Genomic DNA, 20,188 nt, shown 5'->3' with positions numbered 1-20,188 from the left:
TTCCCGAATGACGACCTCCCCTCCCACCGCGCGGGTGGACACCGACCGCGCCATCGCGCAGGTGCTGGCCACGATCCGGGCCAACATCGCCGCGTTCGGCGCGCGCTACCCCGACGACACCACCCGGGACAACCGGTACGACCTGCGACCGGCCGTGCCCGGATTCGACGAGGGCGCCAACCGCGGGTGGACCACCAGCTTCTGGCCGGGCATGCAGTGGATCGCCTTCGACCTCACCGGCGACGCCGACTTCCGCGACGCGGCCCTCGCGCACGCCGCCGACTTCGGCCGCCGCGTCCGCGACGAGGAAGACCTCGACACGCACGACCTGGGGTTCCTGTACACGCTGTCGTGCGTGGCCCCGACGCGTCTGGTCGCCGACGACGAGCGCGCAGAAGACTCCCGCGCCGCCGCGCTCTCGGCGGCCGAGCACCTCATGTCGCGGTACCTGCCGTCGGCCGGCGTGATCCAGGCGTGGGGCAACCTCGCCGACCCCGCTCAGCGCGGACGCACGATCATCGACAGCCTCATGAACATGCCGCTGCTCACCTGGGCGGGCGAGCAGACCGGCGATCCCCGCTTCGGCGAGGTCGTCGCCCGGCACACCACCGAGCTGCGTCGACACATCCTGCGGCCCGACGGTTCGACCTTCCACACCTTCTACTGGGATGCCGCGACGGGCGAGCCCCTGCGCGGGGCGACCGAGCAGGGGGCGTTCGACGACTCGTGCTGGGCGCGCGGGCAGGCATGGGGCATCTACGGCTTCGCGCTGAACCACCGCGCGACCGGCGACGACTCGCTGCTGGCCGCATCGCGCACGTGCGCGGAGTACTTCCTCGCGCACCTCCCCGCCGACGACGTGCCCTACTGGGACCTCGTCTACAACGACGGCGCCGAGGCCCCCCGCGACAGCTCCGCGGGGGCGATCGCGGTGTGCGGTCTGTACGAGCTCGCCGCCGCCGATCCCGCGAACGCCGAACGGTGGCGCGCGGCGGCCGACCGCATCCTGACCTCGCTCATCGCCCGCTACACCCCGGCCGAGGCCGCCGATGCCGACACGGTGCTGCTGCACAGCGTCTACGACCTGCCCAAGAACGTGGGAGTCGACGAGGGCACCCTCTGGGGCGACTACTTCTACTTCGAGGCGCTCGCCCGCGCCGCCCGCCCTGACTGGCGGCCGGTGTGGTGAGGCTCGCGCGGGTCGCCGCCGACGGCGGCGAGCGTTCGGTCGCCGTGCTGTCGGCGAGCTCCGGCGACCGCCTGCTCGACCTCGGCCCCCGGCCGCTGCCCGAGCTGTTCGCCGAGCTCGACGGCATCCGGGATCTCGTCGCCACCGCGGATGCCGAGACCCTGCCGCCGCTCGACCCCTCGGCGCTGCGCGCGCCGGTGGTGCCGCGCTCGCTGCTGTGCCTCGGGTACAACTACCGCGGGCACGTGCCCGACGGGGTCGACCCCACCGCCGACGACCCGGCCACGCCCGACGTGTTCGTGAAGACGGCGAACACGCTGGGCGGTCCGGCCGATGCCGTCGTGATCCCCGCCGTGGCCGACGACGTCGACTACGAGGGAGAGATCGCCGTCGTCATCGGCCGACGGGCGCACGGGGTATCGCTCGACGACGCCCTGTCGTACGTCGCGGGCTACACCCTGCTCAATGACGTGTCCGACCGGTCGTGGCAGCGCCGGCAGAGCCAGTGGGCGCTGGGCAAGTGCTTCGACGGGTTCGCGCCGCTGGGTCCCTGGATGGTCACCGCCGACGAGATCGACCCGCAGGACCTCGTCGTCGAGGTCGTGCGCGACGGCCGGGTCACCGTGTCGCAGTCGACGGCGACGACGATCTTCTCGGTCGCCTTCGTCGTGCACTACCTCAGCCAGGTGCTGACCCTCGAGCCCGGCGACATCGTCTCGACCGGCACGCCGCAGAAGCTGGCCGCCGCGCAAGCCGCGCACCGACCGCTCGCCCCCGGCGACGCCGTGACCGTGCGCGTCGCGGGGATCGGCGAGCTGACCACCGTCTTCACCTCACCCTCGGGAGCACCCGCATGATCCTCGACACCTTCCGCCTCGACGGCCGCGTCGCCGTCGTCACCGGCTCGAGCCGCGGCCTCGGCCAGGGTGCGGCCCTCGCTCTCGCCGAGGCGGGCGCCGACCTCGTGCTCATCGACCGCGGCGACGCCGAGCACACCGCCGAACTCGCTCGCGGGCTCGGGCGGCGCGTGCACACCGTGCACCGCGACTTCGTCTCGGCCACCCGCGACGAGCTCGCCGCGGCGATCGACGAGGCGGCCGACGTCCTCGGCCGCGTCGACATCCTCGTCAACAACGCCGGCACCATCCGCCGCGCCCCCGCCGCCGAGCACGGCGCCGCCGACTGGGACGACGTGCTCGCGGTCAACCTCGACGCCGTGTTCCACCTCTCGCAGGCCGCCGGCCGTCGCATGATCGCGCAGGGCTGGGGGCGCATCGTCAACGTCGCCTCGATGCTGTCGTTCCAGGGCGGCATCCTCGTACCCGGCTACGCGGCCTCCAAGCACGCCGTCGCGGGACTCACCAAAGCGCTCGCCAACGAGTGGGCGGCCTCGGGGGTCACCGTCAACGCGATCGCCCCGGGCTACATGGCGACCGACAACACCGCCCCCATCCGCGCCGACGCCGACCGCGAGGCCTCGATCCTCGCGCGCATCCCCGCCGGACGCTGGGGGACCCCGGGCGACCTGCAGGGCGCGTTCGTGTTCCTCGCCTCCGACGCCGCCGCCTACGTCACCGGCACGGTGATCCCCGTCGACGGCGGCTGGCTCGTGCGCTGACGCCGCCCGCTCCGTCCCTCGCCCCACCCCACCCCGACCTCAGGAGAATCGCATGACCGCCTCCATCCCCCAGCGCTACGCGACCCACCCCGCGCAGATCCCCGGCATGGACACCGCCGACCTGCGCGAGCGTTTCCTCATCGACGACCTCTTCGTCGCCGGCGAGGTGCGGTTGACCTACACGCACCACGACCGCATCGTGCTGGGCGGTGCCGTGCCGGCGGGCGCTCCGCTGCCCCTCACCGGCTATCCCGAGATCCGCAGCGAGTACTTCCTCGAGCACCGCGAGGTGGGCATCGTCAACGTCGGCGGAGCCGGCACCGTCACCGCCGACGGCGAGGTGTACGAGCTCGTCACCGGCGCGTGCCTGTACCTGGGACGCGGCATCCGCGACGTCGTGTTCGCCGACGCGGGCACCGACGCCGACGGGGCGCAGTTCTATCTCTTCTCGGCGCCCGCGCACACGAGCTACCCCGCGGCGCTGGTGTCGCCCGGTGAGGGAACGGTGCGCGAGCTCGGCGACCAGGTCACGAGCAACCGCCGCACCCTGAACCAGTACATCCACGAGAACGGCGTGCAGAGCTGCCAGATCGTCATGGGCGTGACCCAGCTGCACCCGGGCTCGATGTGGAACACGATGCCGGCCCACACGCACGACCGGCGCACCGAGTGCTACCTCTACTTCGACGTGCCCGCCGACGCCCGCGTCGTGCACCTGATGGGCGAGCGCGAAGAGACCCGTCACCTCATCGTGGGCGACCGCCAGGCCGTCATCTCGCCGAGCTGGTCGCTGCACTCGGGGGTCGGCACGGCGGCGTACTCGTTCGTGTGGGCGATGGCGGGCGAGAACCAGGCCTTCGACGACATGGATGCCGCGCCCATCACCGACCTGCGCTGATGACGGGGGTGCTGCTCGCCGTCGGCGAGACGATGGCGATGCTCGCGCCCTCCGACGGGGGAGGGGTCGTCGATGCCGCGGCCTTCCTCGTCGACGCGGGCGGGGCGGAATCGAACGTCGCCGCCCACGCCGCCGCGCTCGGGATGACGGCGCGCTGGCACAGCCGTCTCGGCGCCGACGCCCTCGGCGATCGCGTGCTGCGGCAGGTCGCCGCTCGGGGCGTCGACGCGGCGTCGGTCGTCCGCGACCCCGACCGCCCCACCGGGCTGTACGTGAAGGACCCGGGCCGGGGCGTGCGGTACTACCGCCGCGGGTCGGCGGCCTCGGCCCTCGCCGAGGACGATGCCGACGACCTGGCCCTCGCCGGGGTCGACGTGCTGCACGTCTCGGGGATCACCGCCGCCCTGTCGTCGTCCGCCCGGGCGTTCCTCGTCGCGGCGATGGCGCGGGCGCGTGCGCTCGGGGTCACGGTGAGCTTCGACGTGAACCACCGCGCGGCGCTGTGGTCGGCGGCGGACGCGGGCCCCGTCCTCGCCGACCTCGCAACGGCCGCCGACGTCGTCTTCGTCGGCCGCGACGAGGCCGAGACGCTGTGGGCGACCCCGCGCGACAGCGACGTGCGGGCGCTTCTCGACGGCGTCGCGGAACTCGTCGTGAAAGACGGCGACGTCGGCGCCACGGCCTTCCACGGCGAGGCGCGCACGTTCGTCCGGGCGCTGCGGATCGAGGTGCTCGACGCGGTGGGGGCCGGAGACGCCTTCGCCGGCGGGTACCTCGCCGCCCGCTCCCGCGGGCTCGGGGTCGCCGACCGGCTCGCCGCGGGGCACGAACGCGCGGCGCTGACCCTGCGCACTCTCGGCGACTCCCTGCACGACACGGCCGCCCTGCCGGCATCCCCCCTTCGCCCTCTCGATCGGAGCGACCATGCTTCCCGCTGACGACACCACCGCCTTCTTCGACGCCCGGTTCGCCGGAGCCCCGCTCATGGCGATCCTGCGCGGCATGGGCCGCGAGCGGTCGCTCGCGGTGGCGGCCACCGCGTGGAACCTCGGCATCGACGCCGTCGAGGTGCCCCTGCAGACCCCCGCCGACGAAGAGGCGCTGCGGGCGGTGTGCGCCGCCGCGGGCGAGCGCGGGCTGCGCGTGTGCGCCGGCACGATCGTCGACCCGGCGCAGGTGCCCGTCGCCCAGGCCGCGGGCGCGGCGTACCTCGTCTCCCCGGGGCTCGACCCGGCGGTGGTGGCCGCGGCGCGGGCGCATGGCATCCCGATCCTGCCGGGGGTGGCGACGCCCAGCGAGGTGCAGCTCGCGGTGTCGTTGGGGCTTCGCTGGCTCAAGGCGTTCCCCGCCTCGTGGCTGGGTCCGGCGTGGTTCCGCGTCATCCGCGGGCCGTTCCCCGACGTGCGGTTCGTGGCCACCGGGGGACTCGACGCCGGCAACGCGGCCGAGTTCCTGGATGCCGGGGTGCGCGTCGCCGCGGTCGGATCAGCGCTCGAAGACCCCGCGCAGCTCCCGCGCCTCGCCACCCTGCTCACCCGCCCGTCCTAGCCCCCGCGCCCCCGGCGCGAGAGTCGTGGCACCTCGCGCACATCCGTGCAAGCCCGCGCCGACCTCGGCGTGCCCGGGGGAGGATGGATGCATCCGCATCGACCCCTCCTGAGGAGACCCATGCACGTCAACGCCTACGCGGCGTCGTCCGCGACTTCGCCCCTCGAGCCCACGACCATCGAGCGCCGCGACGTCGGCCCGAAGGACGTCCTGATCGACATCGCCTACGCCGGCATCTGCCACTCCGACATCCACACCATCCGCGGCGAGTGGGGCGACGTGCCCTACCCCCTGACGGTGGGCCACGAGATCGTCGGAACGGTCGCCGAGATCGGCTCCGAGGTCACCTCGCACAAGGTCGGCGACCGCGTCGGCGTCGGCTGCATGGTCAACTCGTGCCGCGAGTGCGACAACTGCCTCGCCGGCGAGGAGCAGTACTGCGAGAAGGGCAACATCGGCACCTACGCCGGTAAGGACGTCGACGGCTCGATCACGCAGGGCGGCTACAGCGAGAAGATCGTCGTCGACGAGCACTTCGTGCTGCGCGTCCCCGAGTCGATCCCCTACGACAAGGCCGCCCCGCTGCTGTGCGCCGGCATCACGACCTACTCGCCGCTGAACCACTGGAACGCCGGCCCCGGCAAGAAGGTCGCCATCGTCGGCCTCGGCGGTCTCGGTCACATGGCCGTCAAGATCGCCCACGCCATGGGCGCCGAGGTCACCGTGCTCTCGCAGACGCTGAGCAAGAAGGACGACGGCCTCAAGATGGGCGCCGACCACTACTACGCGACCCAGGACGAAGAGACCTTCACGACGCTGAAGAACACCTTCGACCTCATCGTCAACACCGTCAGCGCCCCGCTCGAGCTGAAGAAGTACCTCGGGCTGCTCACGCTCAACGGCACGATGGTCAACGTCGGCGCCCCGCCGGAGCCGCTGCCCATCCAGGTCTTCACCCTGTTCACGAACCGTCGCTCGTTCGCCGGCTCGTCGATCGGCGGCATCCGCGAGACCCAGGAGATGCTCGACTTCTGCGCCGAGAACGGCATCGCCCCCGAGGTCGAGGTCATCTCGGCCGACCAGATCAACGAGGCCTACGAGCGCGTGCTGAAGAGCGACGTGCGCTACCGCTTCGTCATCGACGCGGCGACCTTCGCGTCCTGATCCCGGCTTCCTGAGCCCGGCGATCCCCGGCTGCCGCGGCCCCGACGTTCTCCCGAGCGCCGGGGCTGCGGCATCCACGCCTCCTCGTGTTCACGCATAAACGCGATTCCTGCGCATAAACGCGCCGTCACCGTGTTTACGCGCACGAATAGCGTTTATGGATACCGCGGCGCTCCGCGCGCCGGAATCCACGGATGCCGCGACCCACGCGCGTTCCGGAACGTCGCCGCGCCCGGGCCCCACGGCGACCCCCGGCGCCCGGGCCCCACGGCGGCCCCCGGCGCCCGGGTCCCACGGCGGCCCCCGGCGCCCGGCCGAACGTCGCTGCGGCTCGTCGCCCCGTGTCGACCTGCGCATAAACGCGATTCGTGCGCATAAACGCGCCGTCACCGTGTTTACGCGCACGAATGGCGTTTATGGATGCCATGGCCGCGCTGCGCCGGCGCCGCCGCCGGCCGATCCGGTCCCCGCACGCGAAAGCGGCGCCGCCCCGAAGGGCGACGCCGCGTTTTCGCGCGTCAGGCGACGCCGCTTCCTCGCGCGTCAGGCCTGACCGAGAGCGGCGGACACGACCGCGCGGGCCTCTTCCTGCACCTCGCGCAGGTGGTCTTCGCCGCGCAGCGACTCCGCGTACAGCTTGTAGACGTCTTCGGTGCCCGAGGGGCGCGCGGCGAACCAGGCCGACTCGGTCTGCACCTTGAGGCCGCCGATCGCCGCGCCGTTGCCCGGAGCGTGCGAGAGCTTGGCGACGATCGGCTCGCCGGCCAGCTCGGTGGCGCTCACGGCATCGGGTGACAGCTTCGACAGCGTCGACTTCTGCGCGGGCGTCGCGGGAGCATCGACGCGCTGGTAGGCCGAGGCGCCGAACTCGGCCTCGAGCTCGGCGTACCGCTGCGACGGCGTCTTGCCGGTGACGGCGAGGATCTCGGCGGCGAGCAGGCACAGCAGGATGCCGTCTTTGTCGGTGGTCCAGACCGTGCCGTCTTTGCGCAGGAACGACGCCCCGGCCGACTCCTCCCCGCCGAAGGCGACGGAGCCGTCGAGCAGCCCCGGCACGAACCACTTGAAGCCCACGGGCACCTCGAGCAGCGTCTTGCCGAGCGATGCGGCGACCTTGTCGATGATCATCGACGACACGAGCGTTTTGCCGATCGCGGCGTCGGCGGGCCAGCCCGGACGGTGCGAGAACAGGTAGTCGATCGCGACGGCCAGGTAGTGGTTGGGGTTCATCAGTCCCGCGTCGGGCGTCACGATGCCGTGGCGGTCGGCATCGGCGTCGTTGCCCGTGAGGATGTCGTAGTCGGCGCGCGCGGCGACGAGCGAGGCCATGGCCGACGGCGACGAGGGATCCATGCGGATCTTCTCGTCCCAGTCGAGCGTCATGAACTTCCAGGTCGGGTCGACCTCGGGGTTCACGACGGTGAGGTCGAGGCCGTACACCTCGGCGATGAGCGCCCAGTACTCCACCGAGGCCCCGCCCAGCGGGTCGGCGCCCATGCGGACGCCCGCGCTCTTGATGGCGTCGATGTCGATGATGGATGCCAGGTCCCGCACGTACGCGTCGCGGAAGTCGTACTGGCCGAGGTTCTCGAGGTCGATGTCGGCGTGGCGAGTGCGCTGCACGCCCGACAGGCCCGCGGCGATCAGATCGTTCGCACGGTCGGCGATCCAGCCGGTGGCGTCGGTGTCGGCGGGGCCGCCGTGCGGCGGGTTGTACTTGAAGCCGCCGTCGCGCGGAGGGTTGTGCGACGGGGTCACGACGATGCCGTCGGCTCGGCCCGGGTCGTCGGCCGCGCGGCCCTTGTTGTAGGCGAGGATCGCGTGGCTGAGAGCCGGCGTCGGCACCCACGCGTCGCGGGAATCGACGCGCACGTCGACGCCGTTGGCGACGAGCACCTCGATGGCGCTGCGCTCGGCGGGCAGCGAGAGTCCGTGGGTGTCGCGGCCGAGGAACAGGGGCCCCGTGATGCCCTGAGCCGCGCGGTAGTCGACGATCGCCTGGGTGGTGGCGAGGATGTGGTCTTCGTTGAAGCTGGTGCTCAGCGACGAGCCCCGGTGACCACTGGTGCCGAAGGCGACGCGCTGCTCGGGCACCGCGGCATCTGGTTTGCGGTCGTAATACGCCGCGATCAGTTCGTCGATGTCGATGAGATCGGATGCCTCTGCGGGCTGCCCTGCGCGACTGCTCATGCGTCCAGTCTGCCCGCTGCATCCGACATGCGCACACGCCGTGACGCAATTCTGCGGGAATCCCTTGCTCGGTGCACCGCTTCCGATCGTGCGCACGACGCTCGCCGCCGGGCCCGTTCGACGGTGAGGGGGCGGTCGAATCGCGCCGCCACAGACCGACACCCCACTCGACACCCGTCGTCACTACACTCCGACCATGAGACGTATGTCGTGGGGGGCCCGCTTCGTCGGGATCGGACTTGTCGTGGCGGCGATCGTGGCGATCGTGAAGGGGAAACCGAGCGGAGTGACCGCACCGTCGGTCCCCCTTCCCGACAACCCGCTGTGGAAGGGGACGACGAAGCCTGCTCCCGTCCCCGAGCAGAACGTCGTCCTCAGCCTGCCGAAGGACATGTACCGGCACGCGGGGGCCCCGACCGAGTGGTGGTGGCACATCGGGACCCTCCGGGCGGGCGACCGCGTGTTCGGTTTCGACATCAACGCCGCGTCCTTCACCGGCCAGCACTTCGGCATGTCGCAGATCTCGCTGAGCGACGTGCAGGGCAACCGTCACTACGAGCGCACGCAGGTCTACGGTCCCACGCCGATCGGGGTGTTCGACGTGCACACCTGGGCCGAGGGCGACCCGTCGAAGCCGTGGTACGCGCGACTCGGTGATCCGACATGGCTCGTCGGCGGGTTCAGCGTCACGAACACCGGCTCCGGCTACACCGAGGCGCCCTCGGTCCACTTCGAGGGTGACGGCACCGGGGCCTCGGCCGTCGCGATCCTCGACGACGAGGGCGGAGTGACCCAGATCATCCTGCTCAAGCCCGGCTCGGGGTACACGACCACCCCGACCGTGACCCTCGTCGGCGGCGGTGGTTCGGGAGCCACCGCGGTGGCCGTGCGTCATTCCGTCGTCATGACGGCGCCCCAGGCCGACCCGACGCGCGACATCTCGGTCACGGCCGTCCTCCAGGACGCCAAGACGCTGGACGAGGTCGAGTTCGACCTCACGTTCTCGCAGCAGGGCCGACCGATGTTCGTCTTCGGAACGGGAGTGGAGCCCAGCGCGACGAGCCAGAGCCTGAAGAAGGACAACTACTACTTCTCGTTCACCCGGCTGAAGGCGACCGGCACCATCACCTTCGGGGGTGAGACCTTCGAGGTGACCGGCACCACCTGGATGGACCACGAGTACGGGTTCTTCGGTGGCAACTCGGCCGACACCCGCGTCCGGTGGCTCCTGCAGGACATCCAGCTCGAGAACGGGTACACGCTCTCGACCGCCGGCATGATCGGCGAGGGGTACAAGCCCGAGATCGGCGTCTCGGTCGACGCTTTCGCCACCATCCAGGACCCGAACGGTGAGATCTACTACGTCGCCAGCACGATGACCCCGGTCGGCGAGCTGTGGACGAGCCCCTCGACGGGCAACAGCTACGCGCAGCAGTTCCGGGTGCAGATCCCGTCGTTCGACTCCGACATGCTGATTTCGACGCGGCTTCAGGACCAGGAGTTCTCGGCGAGCGGCGCGCCCATCTACGAGGGAACCGCCGAACCGACGGGCACCTTCCTCGGCGAGAGCGTTGCGGGAGACGCCTGGATCGAGCAGGCCTTCTAGGCGCTCCGCGGGTCCGGCCCAGGCCGGGCCCACCCCGACTCGGGCCGCGACCGTTCATCGTCCCCGTGCACCGCCTTCAAAGGATGCCGCGTCGCCGGTGCCCGGGTGAGACATACTCGTGCCATGGGTGAAGGGGACGTCTCGCGCGTGGCGGTCGTCGATGACCACGAACTGGTCGCCCTCGCGATGCAGGGACTGCTCGCCGGGGCCGAGGGCCTACGTTTCGTCCGCCACGAACCGACCGTCTCGCGTCTCGTCTCACGCGCGTGCGACGTGGAGCTGGTTCTACTCGACCTGAGCCTTCGCGACGACTCCGCGCCGGGCGAGAACGTCGCGGCGATCCGCCGCTGGGGCGCTCACGTGCTCGTGCTCACCTCGGGGGAGGACCCCTTCCTCGTGCGCGCGGCCTCGCGCAGCGATGTGTGCGGCATCGTGCGCAAGTCCGCCCCGTCGCCGGCCCTCCTCGCGGCGATCGCCGCCGCCGCGCACGGCGAGCACGTCGCCACCACCGAGTGGGCGTCGGCGCTCGACACCGACCCGCTGCTCGACGCCGCGCCCCTGACGGAGCGGGAGCGCCAGGTGCTCGGTCTCTACGCGTCCGGCCTCGGCGCCCGCGACGTGGCGGCGCAGCTGTTCATCTCCGAGAACACCGTCAACGATCACCTGCGACGCATCCGCGCCGTCTACCAGCTGGTGGGTCGCCCGGCGGCGACCAAGGTCGAGCTCTACCAGCGCGGGGTGGAAGACGGCTACGTCCCCCGCCCCCGCCGTGGGTGACCTCGACGCGGGTTCGCTCGCCGCCCGCCGGGTGATCGCCGGGGCCTCCGGGTTCCTGGTGACGGCGGTGGCCGTGGTGACCGTCGCCTTCCTCGCGAGCGGCGAGCAAGACGGCCTCCCGCTCTGGTACCACGCGCTCGGGTGGTGGTCGGCGGCGCTGACGGTCGCGCTCGCGCTCGCGGCTCCCATCCTCCGCGAGCGCGCGCTGCGGGTGGGGGCCGGAGCGGCCGTGGTGTCGTACCTGGCCGTGGTGGCGCTGTTCCCGGTGGCCGCGGAGGCGGGGCACGTCGAGCGCATGCCCTGGCTGCTCACCGCCTCCAGTGCCGGGGTCGCCGCGGCCCTCGTCGCCGCAGGCCCGGGGCTGGGCTGGGTGACCGTGGTGCTGGCGGCGGTCGCCGGGGTCATCTATCGTCTGCGTTTCGGCGGGTTCGACCTCGACGGCGTCGTCAACGACGCCCATGCCGTGCTCACGGCGGCGGTGATCTGCGCCCTCGGGGGGTTCGTGCTCTCGGCCGGACGCGGTCTGGATGCCGCGGCTGCCGCGCGCCGGGAGGCCGGCGAGCGCGAGTCGGCGGAGCGCGGTCGGCTGGCCGCGCGCACCCGGACGGCAGCGCTCGTGCACGACGAGGTGTTGGCGACGCTTGCTCTGGCCGCCTCGACCGTGGCGGTCCCCCTCGATCGCCTCGCCGCCCAGGCCCGTCGTGCGGCGCTCATGATGACGCGTCTGGCGCACGAGGAATCCGAGGACTCCTGGCCACTGGAGGTCGCCCTCGCGCGGGAGGCGCGGCGTCACGATGCGCGCTTCACCGCGCGCGTGGACAGTCCGCTGCACGTGTCCGATCCCGTGCGTGAGGCGATCGTGGGGGCGTGTCGGCAGGCGCTCGCCAACGCCGTCCGGCACGCAGAGGAAGCTCCCCGTTCGGTGACCCTGACGGTGCGCTCCGCGATGATCGAGGTGGTCGTCGCCGATGAGGGTGCGGGCTTCGAGGTGTCCGACATCGCCGACGATCGACTCGGCATCCGACACAGCATCGTCGGGCGCATGGCGCGCGTGAGCGGTGGCGGCGCCGAGGTGCAGTCGGGTCACGGGACGGGCACCCGGGTGGTGCTGAGGTACCGGCCCGATCCCGGACCCGAGATGGATGCCGCCGCGAGCGGCCGTCCGCGCGGGCGCGCCGTCGCCTTGCTCGCCGCCGGCTTCGTCGCGCTGCAGGTTCTCTGCGCGGTCGCCGCCGCGCTCGCCGCCCCCGAGTCGTGGCCGCGGCAGGCGGCTCTGCTGGCGGTCGTGCTGCTCACGGCCTCGCTGGTGTGGAGCGCGCGGCGTGCGGCGCCGGCGTGGCCGCGCGCTGCCGCCATCACCGCCCTCGTCGTCGGGGGCACCGTCGTCGCGGTGTCGACCGCGCCGTTCTCTTACGGTCCGCTCTGGCCCGTGGTCGCCCTGGCCTTCTTCCTCGTCGTGCTGGCTCTGCGTGGACGCACGGGAACCGCGATGGCGGGAGCGGTGCTCATCGCGATCGTCGTCGCCGCGCGCGGCATCCTGGACGGCGCACTCGTCGGACAGACGGTGCAGCTGGCGGCCCGCCCCACGGTCATCGTGATCGTCGCCGTCGCCATGCTCCTTGTCGTGGCGCGGATGCGGCGGCGGATCGCGGCGCTGCACCGAGAGGCCGTGATCGCCGCCGAGAGCGAGAGCTGGTCACGGGCGGCGCGCGCCGAGCTGGGTCGGCGCACCGACGAGCTCGTGCGAACGGTGGTGCCGCTGATGGAGCGGATCGGTGCGGGGAGTCCCGCCTCCGCAGCCCAGCGCCGCGAGTACGCGGCCTGGGAGGGCCGCCTGCGCGACGAACTTCGCGCCGGTGGTCTGTCGAGGGAGCCGCTGCGCTCCGCGGTGGGAGCGGCGCGCGGACGCGGGGTCGACGTGGTGCTTCTCGACGACAGCGGGGAGTCCATCGACGAGGACGCGCTGGTCGCGGTCCTCGCGTGGATGGCGGCGGCCGTCGGCGAAGCCCGGCACGACGTGGTGGGCCGGCTTCACCCGCCCCACCGTGCCATGCAGGCCAGCATCGCCGTCGACGGGCGCGTGTCGCTGTTCGACGGTGCGCTCACGGCGCCTCCGCGGGCGCCTCGATGAGCTTCCACGGCGAGTAGTCGCGGTCGAGGACCGAACGGTCGGGACGCTGGCCGCGCGACCACCAGCGCGCCTCGTACCCGCTGCCGTCGTACAGCACGCGGTCGCCCTGGTTGTAGAGCGCGTCGACGTTCCAGTCGGGGTAGGTGCCCGCGGGCAGCTCGGGGAGGGCGAAGGGCACGTCGTCGGCCAGGACGGGGCCGACATACGTCCAGGCCGAGGCGGCGGCATCCAGGGTCGGGTCGTCGGGGACCGCCCCGTCTTCGTTCCACCACTTCGCGACGTACACCGAGCCGTGCCAGACGACGAAGACGCCGGCCGAGTAGAACGACTGCGACGACCACACCGGGAAGGGGCTCGTGTCCGCGTCGTCGGCGATCATCGGCCAGTCCTCCTGCGGAGCCGTTCGGCCCGCGGGGGTGCCGTCGCGATCCGCCCCGAGGATGCCGGCGAAGCTCTCGCCCGCCTGCTCCACCCCGCTGCACGACGTCGACACGACTCTCGGGCGGGGGTAGTTGCTGCCGCAGGTGCGGTCGCGGTTCAGCGACCACAGCGACATGCGGGCGACGCCCACCTCGGTGGTGAAAGCCTCGAGAGCCCGCGCGTCGTCGAGCGTGAACACCTCGTGCTCGATGTCGCTCTGACCGATCATCGGGGTGGCGCCCAGCAGCGCCCAGGCGCCGCCCGGGGGCAGGTCCCGCCCCGCGCCGCGCCAGACGTCGGCGACCTGCGCGGCCGTCTGCCGGAGGGCTCCGATGGCCAGGTCGGAGGTCGACACGCTGCGGTCGTCGGCGTTGAAGTCCATGGTCATGGCGTTCACGCCGGCCAGGGTCACCCCCGCGTTCAGCATCTCGGTGATCTGCGTCAGCCCCCGGTCGGTGAGACCGTCCGGAGCCACCGGGAGGGTGAGCCACACATCGAGCGGGCGCCCGGCTGCGGTGCGCTCCTGCTGCAGCTGGGCGACCGCGGCGTTGCGTCGCGCGGTCGCCGCCGCGTCGTCGAGGGCGTCGCCCTCGATGTCGAGATCCATCACGTCGGCCCCGTAACGATCCATCACCTCGCGGTACGCGTCGACCAGCGCCGAGACGGAGTCGCACGCCAGGGCGAGCTCGGAGTTCGCCGCACCCCCGAACGACACGGCCAGGGGGCGCCCCTCGCGGCGCACGCGCTCCACGCGACGGTCGAGCTGGAAGCGCTCCGCCGCGTCGTCCAGGCTGTACGCCTTCCCCCATGTCGGCGTGCAGTCGTCGTCGCCCGCCGCCACCACGAAGGCGAGCACCACGCCGCCCGGGCCCTCGGACATCGCGCTCCGCGCGAGCTGATCGCCCGAGTCGAGCGTCACGTCGTAATAGCCGGCGAACCACCGGTCGGCCGTCGGCGTGCCGTCCACGGGGGGCGGGAGCGTCGGCAGCACGGCCACGGCCGCGACACCGCCGCTGAGGGCCACCGCGACGACCGCGCTGACCACGAGCCGTGCGAACGACAGGCGCCGACCCGCGAAGCGCGACCGCGACCGAGCGATCACGGGGCTCACGAGGCGGCCCCCGCCAGCTCACGGGGACCGTCGTCTAGCACGGCGGTCCAGCGCTCGGCAGTGACCGAGGCGGCCGGCGTCTGTGCGGGAGGGGCGACCCAGATCCAGTCCATCCAGGCGAACCACAGATCGGACACGGCGTTTCGAACACCCACCAGCCGCAGCAGCGCCCAGACGATCGACAGGGTGGTGAAGGCGGCGAACACCGTCGTCCCCCACGCGTCGACGTACGCCGCGCGCACCCCGATCGCGGCGGCCGCGGCCGCGACCACGAGCGGGGCGGTCAGGTACAGCGCCGGGACGCGGGTGCGCGCGGCCACCTTCGGCGTCCGGGCGAAGCGCGCCTTGCGGCCGCTGAGCGCCTGCGCGACCGAGCCGATGCTGCCGGCCAGATTGACCGGCAGCAGCAGCAGATTGAGGCCGTAGATCGCCACGACGTCGCGGCGACGGTAGCCGAGCGCGTGCAGGTCGGATGCCATCTCGGCGAAGTACGGCACGGCGATGAGCAGCAGCAGCAGTGTCACCAGCTGACCGTTCATCGGGTACAGCGTCAGCACGGCGAACAGGCCCAGCGTCACCCAGGCCACGGAGCCGAGGTAGTTGGTGCGCAGCAGCCGCTCGGCGAGCGTCAGCGGGCGCCCCTCGCGGCGGCGCTGCTGGATGAGGGCGCGGAGTCTCGGCAGGATGAGCAGACCCCCGTCGGCCCACCGACGGCGCTGGATGACGAGGGTGCCGAAGTCGGGCGGGGTGGCGCTGTAGCTCAAGCGCTCGGGGTAGTTCACCAGGGACCAGCCGTGCGCGGCCAGATCGATCGAGGACTCCGTGTCCTCGATCGCGGTGCGATCCGAGATGAAGCGCATCACCGGGATGCCGTCGTCGACGCTCACCCGTCGGAGTTGCTGCACCGCCTCCCACCGCAGCACCGCGTTGGCCCCGACCCAGAACGTGGCGTCGAAGGCGGTCAGCCCCTGGTGCACGATGTGCTGCAGATCGGTGGTCGCACCGGCGAGGCGTTCCAGCCGAGTCGGCGCACCCCGGTAGGCGCTGTACGGCGTCTGCGCGACGGCGATCCGGGCGTTCTCGGGCTGCTCGAGCAGGTGCACGAGCTGCGCGCAGTAGCCCGGGAGCAGCATCGAGTCGGCGTCGAGGGTGAGCACGAAGTCGCACGCGGCGACCTCGAGATCGGCGGGTCCGTCGCCGGCATCCTCCAGCACGAGCTGACCCGCGATCACCGTCTCGCGGTAACGGCCGCCGATGAGTCCGAGGTAGGAGTTGAGGTTCATCGCCTTGTTCGCCGCGTGCGAGAGCGAGGCGTAGCGGCGCCTCTCGAACGTGCTCGCCTCGACGCGGAAGACGCGCACGAGACGCTCGAGCACCTGCAGCGCGCGTTCGCGCTCGAGTGGAGCGGCGCCGTTGTCGGCGGCCTCCCGCAGCGCCGCCGCCGTCGCATCGAGGTCGTCGGCGAGTCGTCGCAGCACCTCCTCGGCGAAGAAGACCTCGACGTGCGTGCGGGTGGGTGCGGCGTCGGCCTGCGCGCGCAGCCACTGGGCGCAGGCGGCGTGCTCGCGCATCGCGAGCTCGGTCACCTCGGCCGACGAGAGAGATCCCTCGCGGGCGCGGGCGGCGGCGGCATCCACCCGGGTGAAGACCGGCAGCAACGCGCTCGTCAGCTCGTCGGTGAGGGCGCGGCACCCCTCGAGATCGAGTCGCGCCGCCTCACCGACGGGATCGACGTCGTCGTCGAGCAGGAGCACGACGTTCAGCCGCGGGAACTCCTGCAGCGCGACCGACCACAGCCCCATGCGCACCAGCGCCGGATCCTCGGACCGCGACGGCAGGAGGGCCGTCAACCGCGGTTCGCGTCCGCAGAAGTGCTCGTCGAGGTCGATGCGCCGCACCCGACGGTGGGCGGCCAGGCGCGGAAGTGCACCCGAGCGGGCGAGGAGGTACATGCACGCCGACAGCGTCAGGAACGTCACCGAGACGAGGAACACCGTCGTCGTCACCAGCTGCTCGGCGTCGACGAGCGCGCCGCCGCGTGACAGCGCGACCACGACCGTGGCCAGGTAGAGCACCCACAGCACGATGCAGGCGACCAGCGCCAGGCGGGCACGGGCGATCCGAGCGGGCGAGGGCCGCGGATGGAGCACCGGCTGCGGACGACGATCGCAGTCGGTGCCGCCCTGCCGCCGGGGGATGCGGGGGTCGGTGGAGGTGTGGCGCATGACGGGTGTCTCTCTCCCTGGCATCCGGTGCGTCGGGTCGCACCGGACGGGCGCCAGCCGCGCGGGATGGACGCCGTACGGGCGACTCTGGCGCATTCGCGCGGCGCGAGCGGCGGGTTCGACCACCGGTATCGGGGGTTCTGCGGCGCTCGAGGGCCTCGACTGCCCGCCGGAGAGTCGAGCATCTAGGCTGAGTCCCCGTGAGCACTCCCGATCCGGCCCGACGCACCTACAGCTACCTGGGTCCCGCGGGAACCTTCACCGAAGCAGCCCTCGCCCAGGTGCCCGAGGCGCGCGACCAGATCTGGCGGCCGGTGCGTAATGTCGGCGAGGCGCTCGCCGACGTCGTCGAGGGACGCTCGGATGCCGCGATGATCGCCATCGAGAACTCCGTCGACGGGGGCGTGTCCACCGCGCAGGACGCCCTGGCCACCGTGCCGGGCCTGCGCATCGTCGGCGAGTACCTCGTGCCGGTGAACTTCGTGCTCGTGGGCAAGCCCGGAGCGACCCTCGCCGACGTCTCGCTCATCGCCGCCCACCCCGTCGCCTACGGGCAGTGTCTCGGCTGGCTCAGCGACAACGTCCCCGCCCACGCGCACCTGCCCGCCGAGAGCAACGTCGCCAGCGCCCTCGGCGTGCTCGACGGCACGAGCGGCGCCGACACGGCGATCGCCGCCCCCGGCATCGTCGCCCACCACGACCTCACGGTCCTCGCCGAGAACATCGGCGACAACCCCAACGCGGTGACCCGCTTCGTGCTCGTCAGTCGCACCGTCGCCCCGGCTCCGCCGACGGGCGCCGACAAGACGTCACTCATCGTCGAGCTCCCCGAAGACCACCCCGGCGCCCTGCTCGAGCTGCTCGAGCAGTTCGCCACCCGGGGCATCAACCTGAGCCTGTTGGCATCCCGTCCCATCGGCGACGCCCTCGGCCGCTATCGCTTCGTCATCGACGCCGACGGGCACGTGCTCGACGAGCGCATGGCCGACGCGCTGCTGGGCCTTCGCCGCTTCAGCCCGAAGGTCATCTTCCTCGGCTCGTACGCGCGCGCCGACCGCGCCATCGTGCGGTACCCGCAGCGCTACAGCGACGACGTGTTCGTCGAGGCGCGCGACTGGCTGCGCGGCCTGCTGAGCGGCGAGCCCGAGGCCTGACGCCCGCGGTACGCCACCCGCCGAGATCGCTGCCGCCCCGCCGCGACGTGTCGCCGCGCCGGAGCCCGCCCCGGGTCAGGCCGCGACGGTCGCCTTCTCGGCGATCAGCTCCAGGGTCTGCGCGCGACCCTCGACCGAGTCGAGCGCCTCGCTGTCGTAGGCGCCGGCGACGGGCGAGACCATGATCTCGTCGACCCCGTACTGCGCGGCGAAGGCCGCGAGCTGCCCCTGCACCTCGGTACCGGTGCCGACGAACCACTTCTGCCGGGTGGACGCCATGATCGACTCCGCCATCGCGTCGAAGGGATCGGCCTTGGCCTGCTCCACGGTCTCGAGCGGCACGAGCGGACGGTTGGTGCGCAGTCGCGCCATCATGCGCAGCTGCGGCAGCGCGCGCTCCTCGGCCTCTTCGGCGGTGGGGGCGGCGACGACGTTGGCGGTGACGAACGTGCGCGGGCCCTCGCCCGAGTCGTTGGGCCGGAACTGGTCGCGGTACAACCGCAGCGCGTGCTCGAGCCCTTCGCCCGAGAAGTGGTTCGCGAACACGTAGGGCAGGCCGAAGCTGGCGGCGAGCTGCGCGGAGTAGTCGCTGGAGCCCAGCAGCCACACCTGCGGCATCCCGGATGCCGCGGGTGTCGCCTTCACCTGATACTCGGTGCCCGAGGTGAATCGCACGGTGGCGCCCTCGGGGGAGGTGAGCGCGATGATGTCGGTCACGTGGTCGGGAAAGCGCGAGACGTCGCTCGTCGTGCCCGACCGGTTCAGCAACTGCGTGATGACGGGGTCGCTGCCGGGGGCGCGGCCGATGCCCAGGTCGATGCGTCCCGGGGCGAGGGCCTCGAGGGTGGCGAACTGCTCGGCGACGATGAGGGGGGAGTGGTTCGGCAGCATGACGCCCCCCGAGCCCACGCGGATGCGCGACGTGCGCGCCGCGGCGGCCGCGATCAGCACGGGCGGAGTGGTCGAGGCCACGGCGGGCATGTTGTGGTGCTCGGCGAACCAGTAGCGGGTGTACCCGAGGCGGTCGGCGCGCTCGACGAGGTCGAGGGCGGCGCTCACCGCCTGCGCGCTGGTCTGCCCGTGCCGCACGGGCACGAGGTCGAGAACAGAGAGGGAGGGGATCGCGTCGGTCACCTCGACGACAACCTCCGTGGGCCGCCCGCTATTCCGTCTCGAGAAGAGCCGCAACCCCCGTCCGTGATCCCGTTCATCGTGCCTAGCGTCCCGCTATGAGCGAATCGCACTCCGCGGGGACGCCGCTCGACGGCCCGCAGACGGATGACGTGCAGGACACCGACGCGCACACGATGGTGCGCGCTCAGATCGTCGTCGACGACGCGACCTTCTCCCTCGCACAGGGGCAGGATCTGGCGGATCTGCAGCAGCGCATCGAGAGCGCCGTCCACAGCGGAGGGCGATTCGAGAGCTTCGTCGTGGTGGGCAACCGCCGGATGAGCGTGCTCTGCACGGCCCATACGCGCGTTCTGTTCGCCGTCGAGACCGTGCAGTACGACCCCCGCGACACCGGTGATTCCGAAGACCCGTTCGGCGGCTTCTTCGACGTGTGAGCGGTGCTCAGCTTTCTCTCAGGAAGAAAGTCGTGACGAATCCGTCGCCCGCTGCGTCTCCTCTATGACATCGCGGGACAGACGGTCCCGGAGACGACGGAAGGAAGCGCTCATGGCTGACACCATCACCACCGCCACCCCCACCACTGCCAAGAAGGACGGCGGCTCCACGGTCATCGTCGACGCCGTCGTCGCCAAGGTCGCCGGTATCGCCGCGGCCCAGGTTCCGGGCGTCCACGCCCTCGGCGGTGGCGCGGCTCGCGTCATCGGCAACATCCGCCAGGCCGTCGGTGCCAAGGACCACGCGCAGGGCGTGAGCGTCGAGGTGGGCGAGACCGAGGTCGCCGCCGACATCTCGATCCAGGTGGACTACCCCGAGCAGCTCCAGCGCGTCGCGTCGAACGTGCGTGCCGCCGTCTCGCAGGCCATCACGGAGCTCGTCGGCATGAAGGTCGCCGAGATCAACGTGACCGTGGTCGACGTGTTCATCCCGGGCGAAGACGACGAGGAGCAGGTCGACGACACCCGCGTCAACTGACGATCGCTTTCGAAAGGGCGTCACCGAGAGGTGGCGCCCCTTTCGCGTGCC

At 72.1% G+C, this 20,188-nt stretch carries 17 protein-coding genes; 13 read left to right on the top strand and 4 right to left on the bottom strand.

Features of this window, described 5'->3' with window-relative positions:
- The first annotated feature begins 7 nt into the window (after window positions 1–7).
- The 7 genes from IFU19_RS00355 to IFU19_RS00325 all read left to right on the top strand — a co-directional run bounded on the left by IFU19_RS00355 (window position 8) and on the right by IFU19_RS00325 (window position 6,417).
- Window positions 8–1,189 carry a glycoside hydrolase family 88 protein gene (locus IFU19_RS00355; protein WP_192012624.1) on the top strand — a complete coding sequence of 394 codons (1,182 nt, stop codon included), beginning with the start codon at window positions 8–10 and terminating at the stop codon, window positions 1,187–1,189.
- Entirely contained in the window at window positions 1,183–2,046 is an 864-nt protein-coding gene (locus IFU19_RS00350; protein ID WP_192012623.1) for a fumarylacetoacetate hydrolase family protein, read from the top strand. Before IFU19_RS00355 ends, IFU19_RS00350 begins: the two co-directional genes overlap by 7 nt.
- Window positions 2,043–2,807 carry a 2-dehydro-3-deoxy-D-gluconate 5-dehydrogenase KduD gene (gene kduD / locus IFU19_RS00345; protein WP_055832921.1) on the top strand — a complete coding sequence of 255 codons (765 nt, stop codon included), beginning with the start codon at window positions 2,043–2,045 and terminating at the stop codon, window positions 2,805–2,807. Before IFU19_RS00350 ends, kduD begins: the two co-directional genes overlap by 4 nt.
- A gap of 52 nt (window positions 2,808–2,859) precedes the next feature.
- Complete coding sequence (gene kduI, locus IFU19_RS00340; protein WP_055832924.1) at window positions 2,860–3,705, top strand: 5-dehydro-4-deoxy-D-glucuronate isomerase; 846 nt, start codon at window positions 2,860–2,862, stop codon at window positions 3,703–3,705.
- Window positions 3,705–4,643 carry a sugar kinase gene (locus tag IFU19_RS00335; RefSeq protein WP_192012622.1) on the top strand — a complete coding sequence of 313 codons (939 nt, stop codon included), beginning with the start codon at window positions 3,705–3,707 and terminating at the stop codon, window positions 4,641–4,643. The genes kduI and IFU19_RS00335 overlap by 1 nt, the downstream gene beginning before the upstream one ends.
- Window positions 4,630–5,253 (top strand): bifunctional 4-hydroxy-2-oxoglutarate aldolase/2-dehydro-3-deoxy-phosphogluconate aldolase, encoded by a 624-nt coding sequence (locus IFU19_RS00330; protein ID WP_192012621.1) that lies wholly within the window; start codon window positions 4,630–4,632, stop codon window positions 5,251–5,253. Before IFU19_RS00335 ends, IFU19_RS00330 begins: the two co-directional genes overlap by 14 nt.
- 120 nt (window positions 5,254–5,373) lie before the next feature.
- A complete protein-coding gene (locus IFU19_RS00325) occupies window positions 5,374–6,417 on the top strand; it encodes an NAD(P)-dependent alcohol dehydrogenase (protein ID WP_192012620.1) in 1,044 nt (347 codons plus the stop codon).
- A 543-nt stretch (window positions 6,418–6,960) separates the two neighbouring features.
- On the opposite strand, the gene pgm is transcribed toward IFU19_RS00325, so the two are convergent.
- On the bottom strand, window positions 6,961–8,607 hold the full coding sequence (gene pgm / locus IFU19_RS00320) for a phosphoglucomutase (alpha-D-glucose-1,6-bisphosphate-dependent) (protein WP_192012619.1): 1,647 nt from the start codon (window positions 8,605–8,607) through the stop codon (window positions 6,961–6,963).
- 196 nt (window positions 8,608–8,803) lie between these two features.
- On the opposite strand from pgm, the gene IFU19_RS00315 reads away from it, so the two are divergent.
- The 3 genes from IFU19_RS00315 (at window position 8,804) to IFU19_RS00305 (ending at window position 13,121) form a co-directional block, all read left to right on the top strand.
- Window positions 8,804–10,213, top strand: coding sequence for a lipocalin-like domain-containing protein (locus IFU19_RS00315; RefSeq protein ID WP_192012618.1), 1,410 nt, complete (start codon window positions 8,804–8,806; stop codon window positions 10,211–10,213).
- Between the two features lie 123 nt (window positions 10,214–10,336).
- Window positions 10,337–10,990: a response regulator transcription factor gene (locus IFU19_RS00310; RefSeq protein WP_192012617.1), complete on the top strand. Its 654-nt coding sequence runs from the start codon at window positions 10,337–10,339 to the stop codon at window positions 10,988–10,990.
- Window positions 10,983–13,121 (top strand): sensor histidine kinase, encoded by a 2,139-nt coding sequence (locus IFU19_RS00305; protein WP_192012616.1) that lies wholly within the window; start codon window positions 10,983–10,985, stop codon window positions 13,119–13,121. Before IFU19_RS00310 ends, IFU19_RS00305 begins: the two co-directional genes overlap by 8 nt.
- Here the strand turns inward: IFU19_RS00305 and IFU19_RS00300 are convergent.
- Window positions 13,093–14,652 (bottom strand): carbohydrate-binding protein, encoded by a 1,560-nt coding sequence (locus IFU19_RS00300; RefSeq protein WP_055940552.1) that lies wholly within the window; start codon window positions 14,650–14,652, stop codon window positions 13,093–13,095. The two genes, IFU19_RS00305 and IFU19_RS00300, sit on opposite strands and share 29 nt — an antisense overlap.
- Window positions 14,649–16,877, bottom strand: a complete 2,229-nt coding sequence (locus IFU19_RS00295) for a glycosyltransferase family 2 protein (RefSeq protein ID WP_192012615.1) — start codon at window positions 16,875–16,877, stop codon at window positions 14,649–14,651. Before IFU19_RS00295 ends, IFU19_RS00300 begins: the two co-directional genes overlap by 4 nt.
- Window positions 16,878–17,077: 200 nt before the next feature.
- Between IFU19_RS00295 and pheA the strand changes: the two genes are divergently transcribed.
- On the top strand, window positions 17,078–18,031 hold the full coding sequence (gene pheA, locus IFU19_RS00290) for a prephenate dehydratase (protein WP_191925484.1): 954 nt from the start codon (window positions 17,078–17,080) through the stop codon (window positions 18,029–18,031).
- 75 nt (window positions 18,032–18,106) lie between these two features.
- Here the strand turns inward: pheA and IFU19_RS00285 are convergent, their stop codons facing one another.
- Window positions 18,107–19,165 carry an MsnO8 family LLM class oxidoreductase gene (locus IFU19_RS00285; RefSeq protein ID WP_192012614.1) on the bottom strand — a complete coding sequence of 353 codons (1,059 nt, stop codon included), beginning with the start codon at window positions 19,163–19,165 and terminating at the stop codon, window positions 18,107–18,109.
- Window positions 19,166–19,260: 95 nt separating this feature from the next.
- Between IFU19_RS00285 and IFU19_RS00280 the strand changes: the two genes are divergently transcribed.
- Window positions 19,261–19,599 carry a hypothetical protein gene (locus tag IFU19_RS00280; protein ID WP_235560627.1) on the top strand — a complete coding sequence of 113 codons (339 nt, stop codon included), beginning with the start codon at window positions 19,261–19,263 and terminating at the stop codon, window positions 19,597–19,599.
- 112 nt (window positions 19,600–19,711) lie between these two features.
- Window positions 19,712–20,137, top strand: coding sequence for an Asp23/Gls24 family envelope stress response protein (locus IFU19_RS00275; protein ID WP_192012613.1), 426 nt, complete (start codon window positions 19,712–19,714; stop codon window positions 20,135–20,137).
- Window positions 20,138–20,188 lie beyond the last annotated feature (51 nt).

Origin of the sequence: Microbacterium sp. CFBP 8794, assembly GCF_014841235.1 — a bacterium.
Classification (GTDB): domain Bacteria; phylum Actinomycetota; class Actinomycetes; order Actinomycetales; family Microbacteriaceae; genus Microbacterium.
The sequence above is the reverse complement of the archived record's forward strand: the minus strand, read 5'-3'. Positions and strand labels throughout refer to the sequence as shown.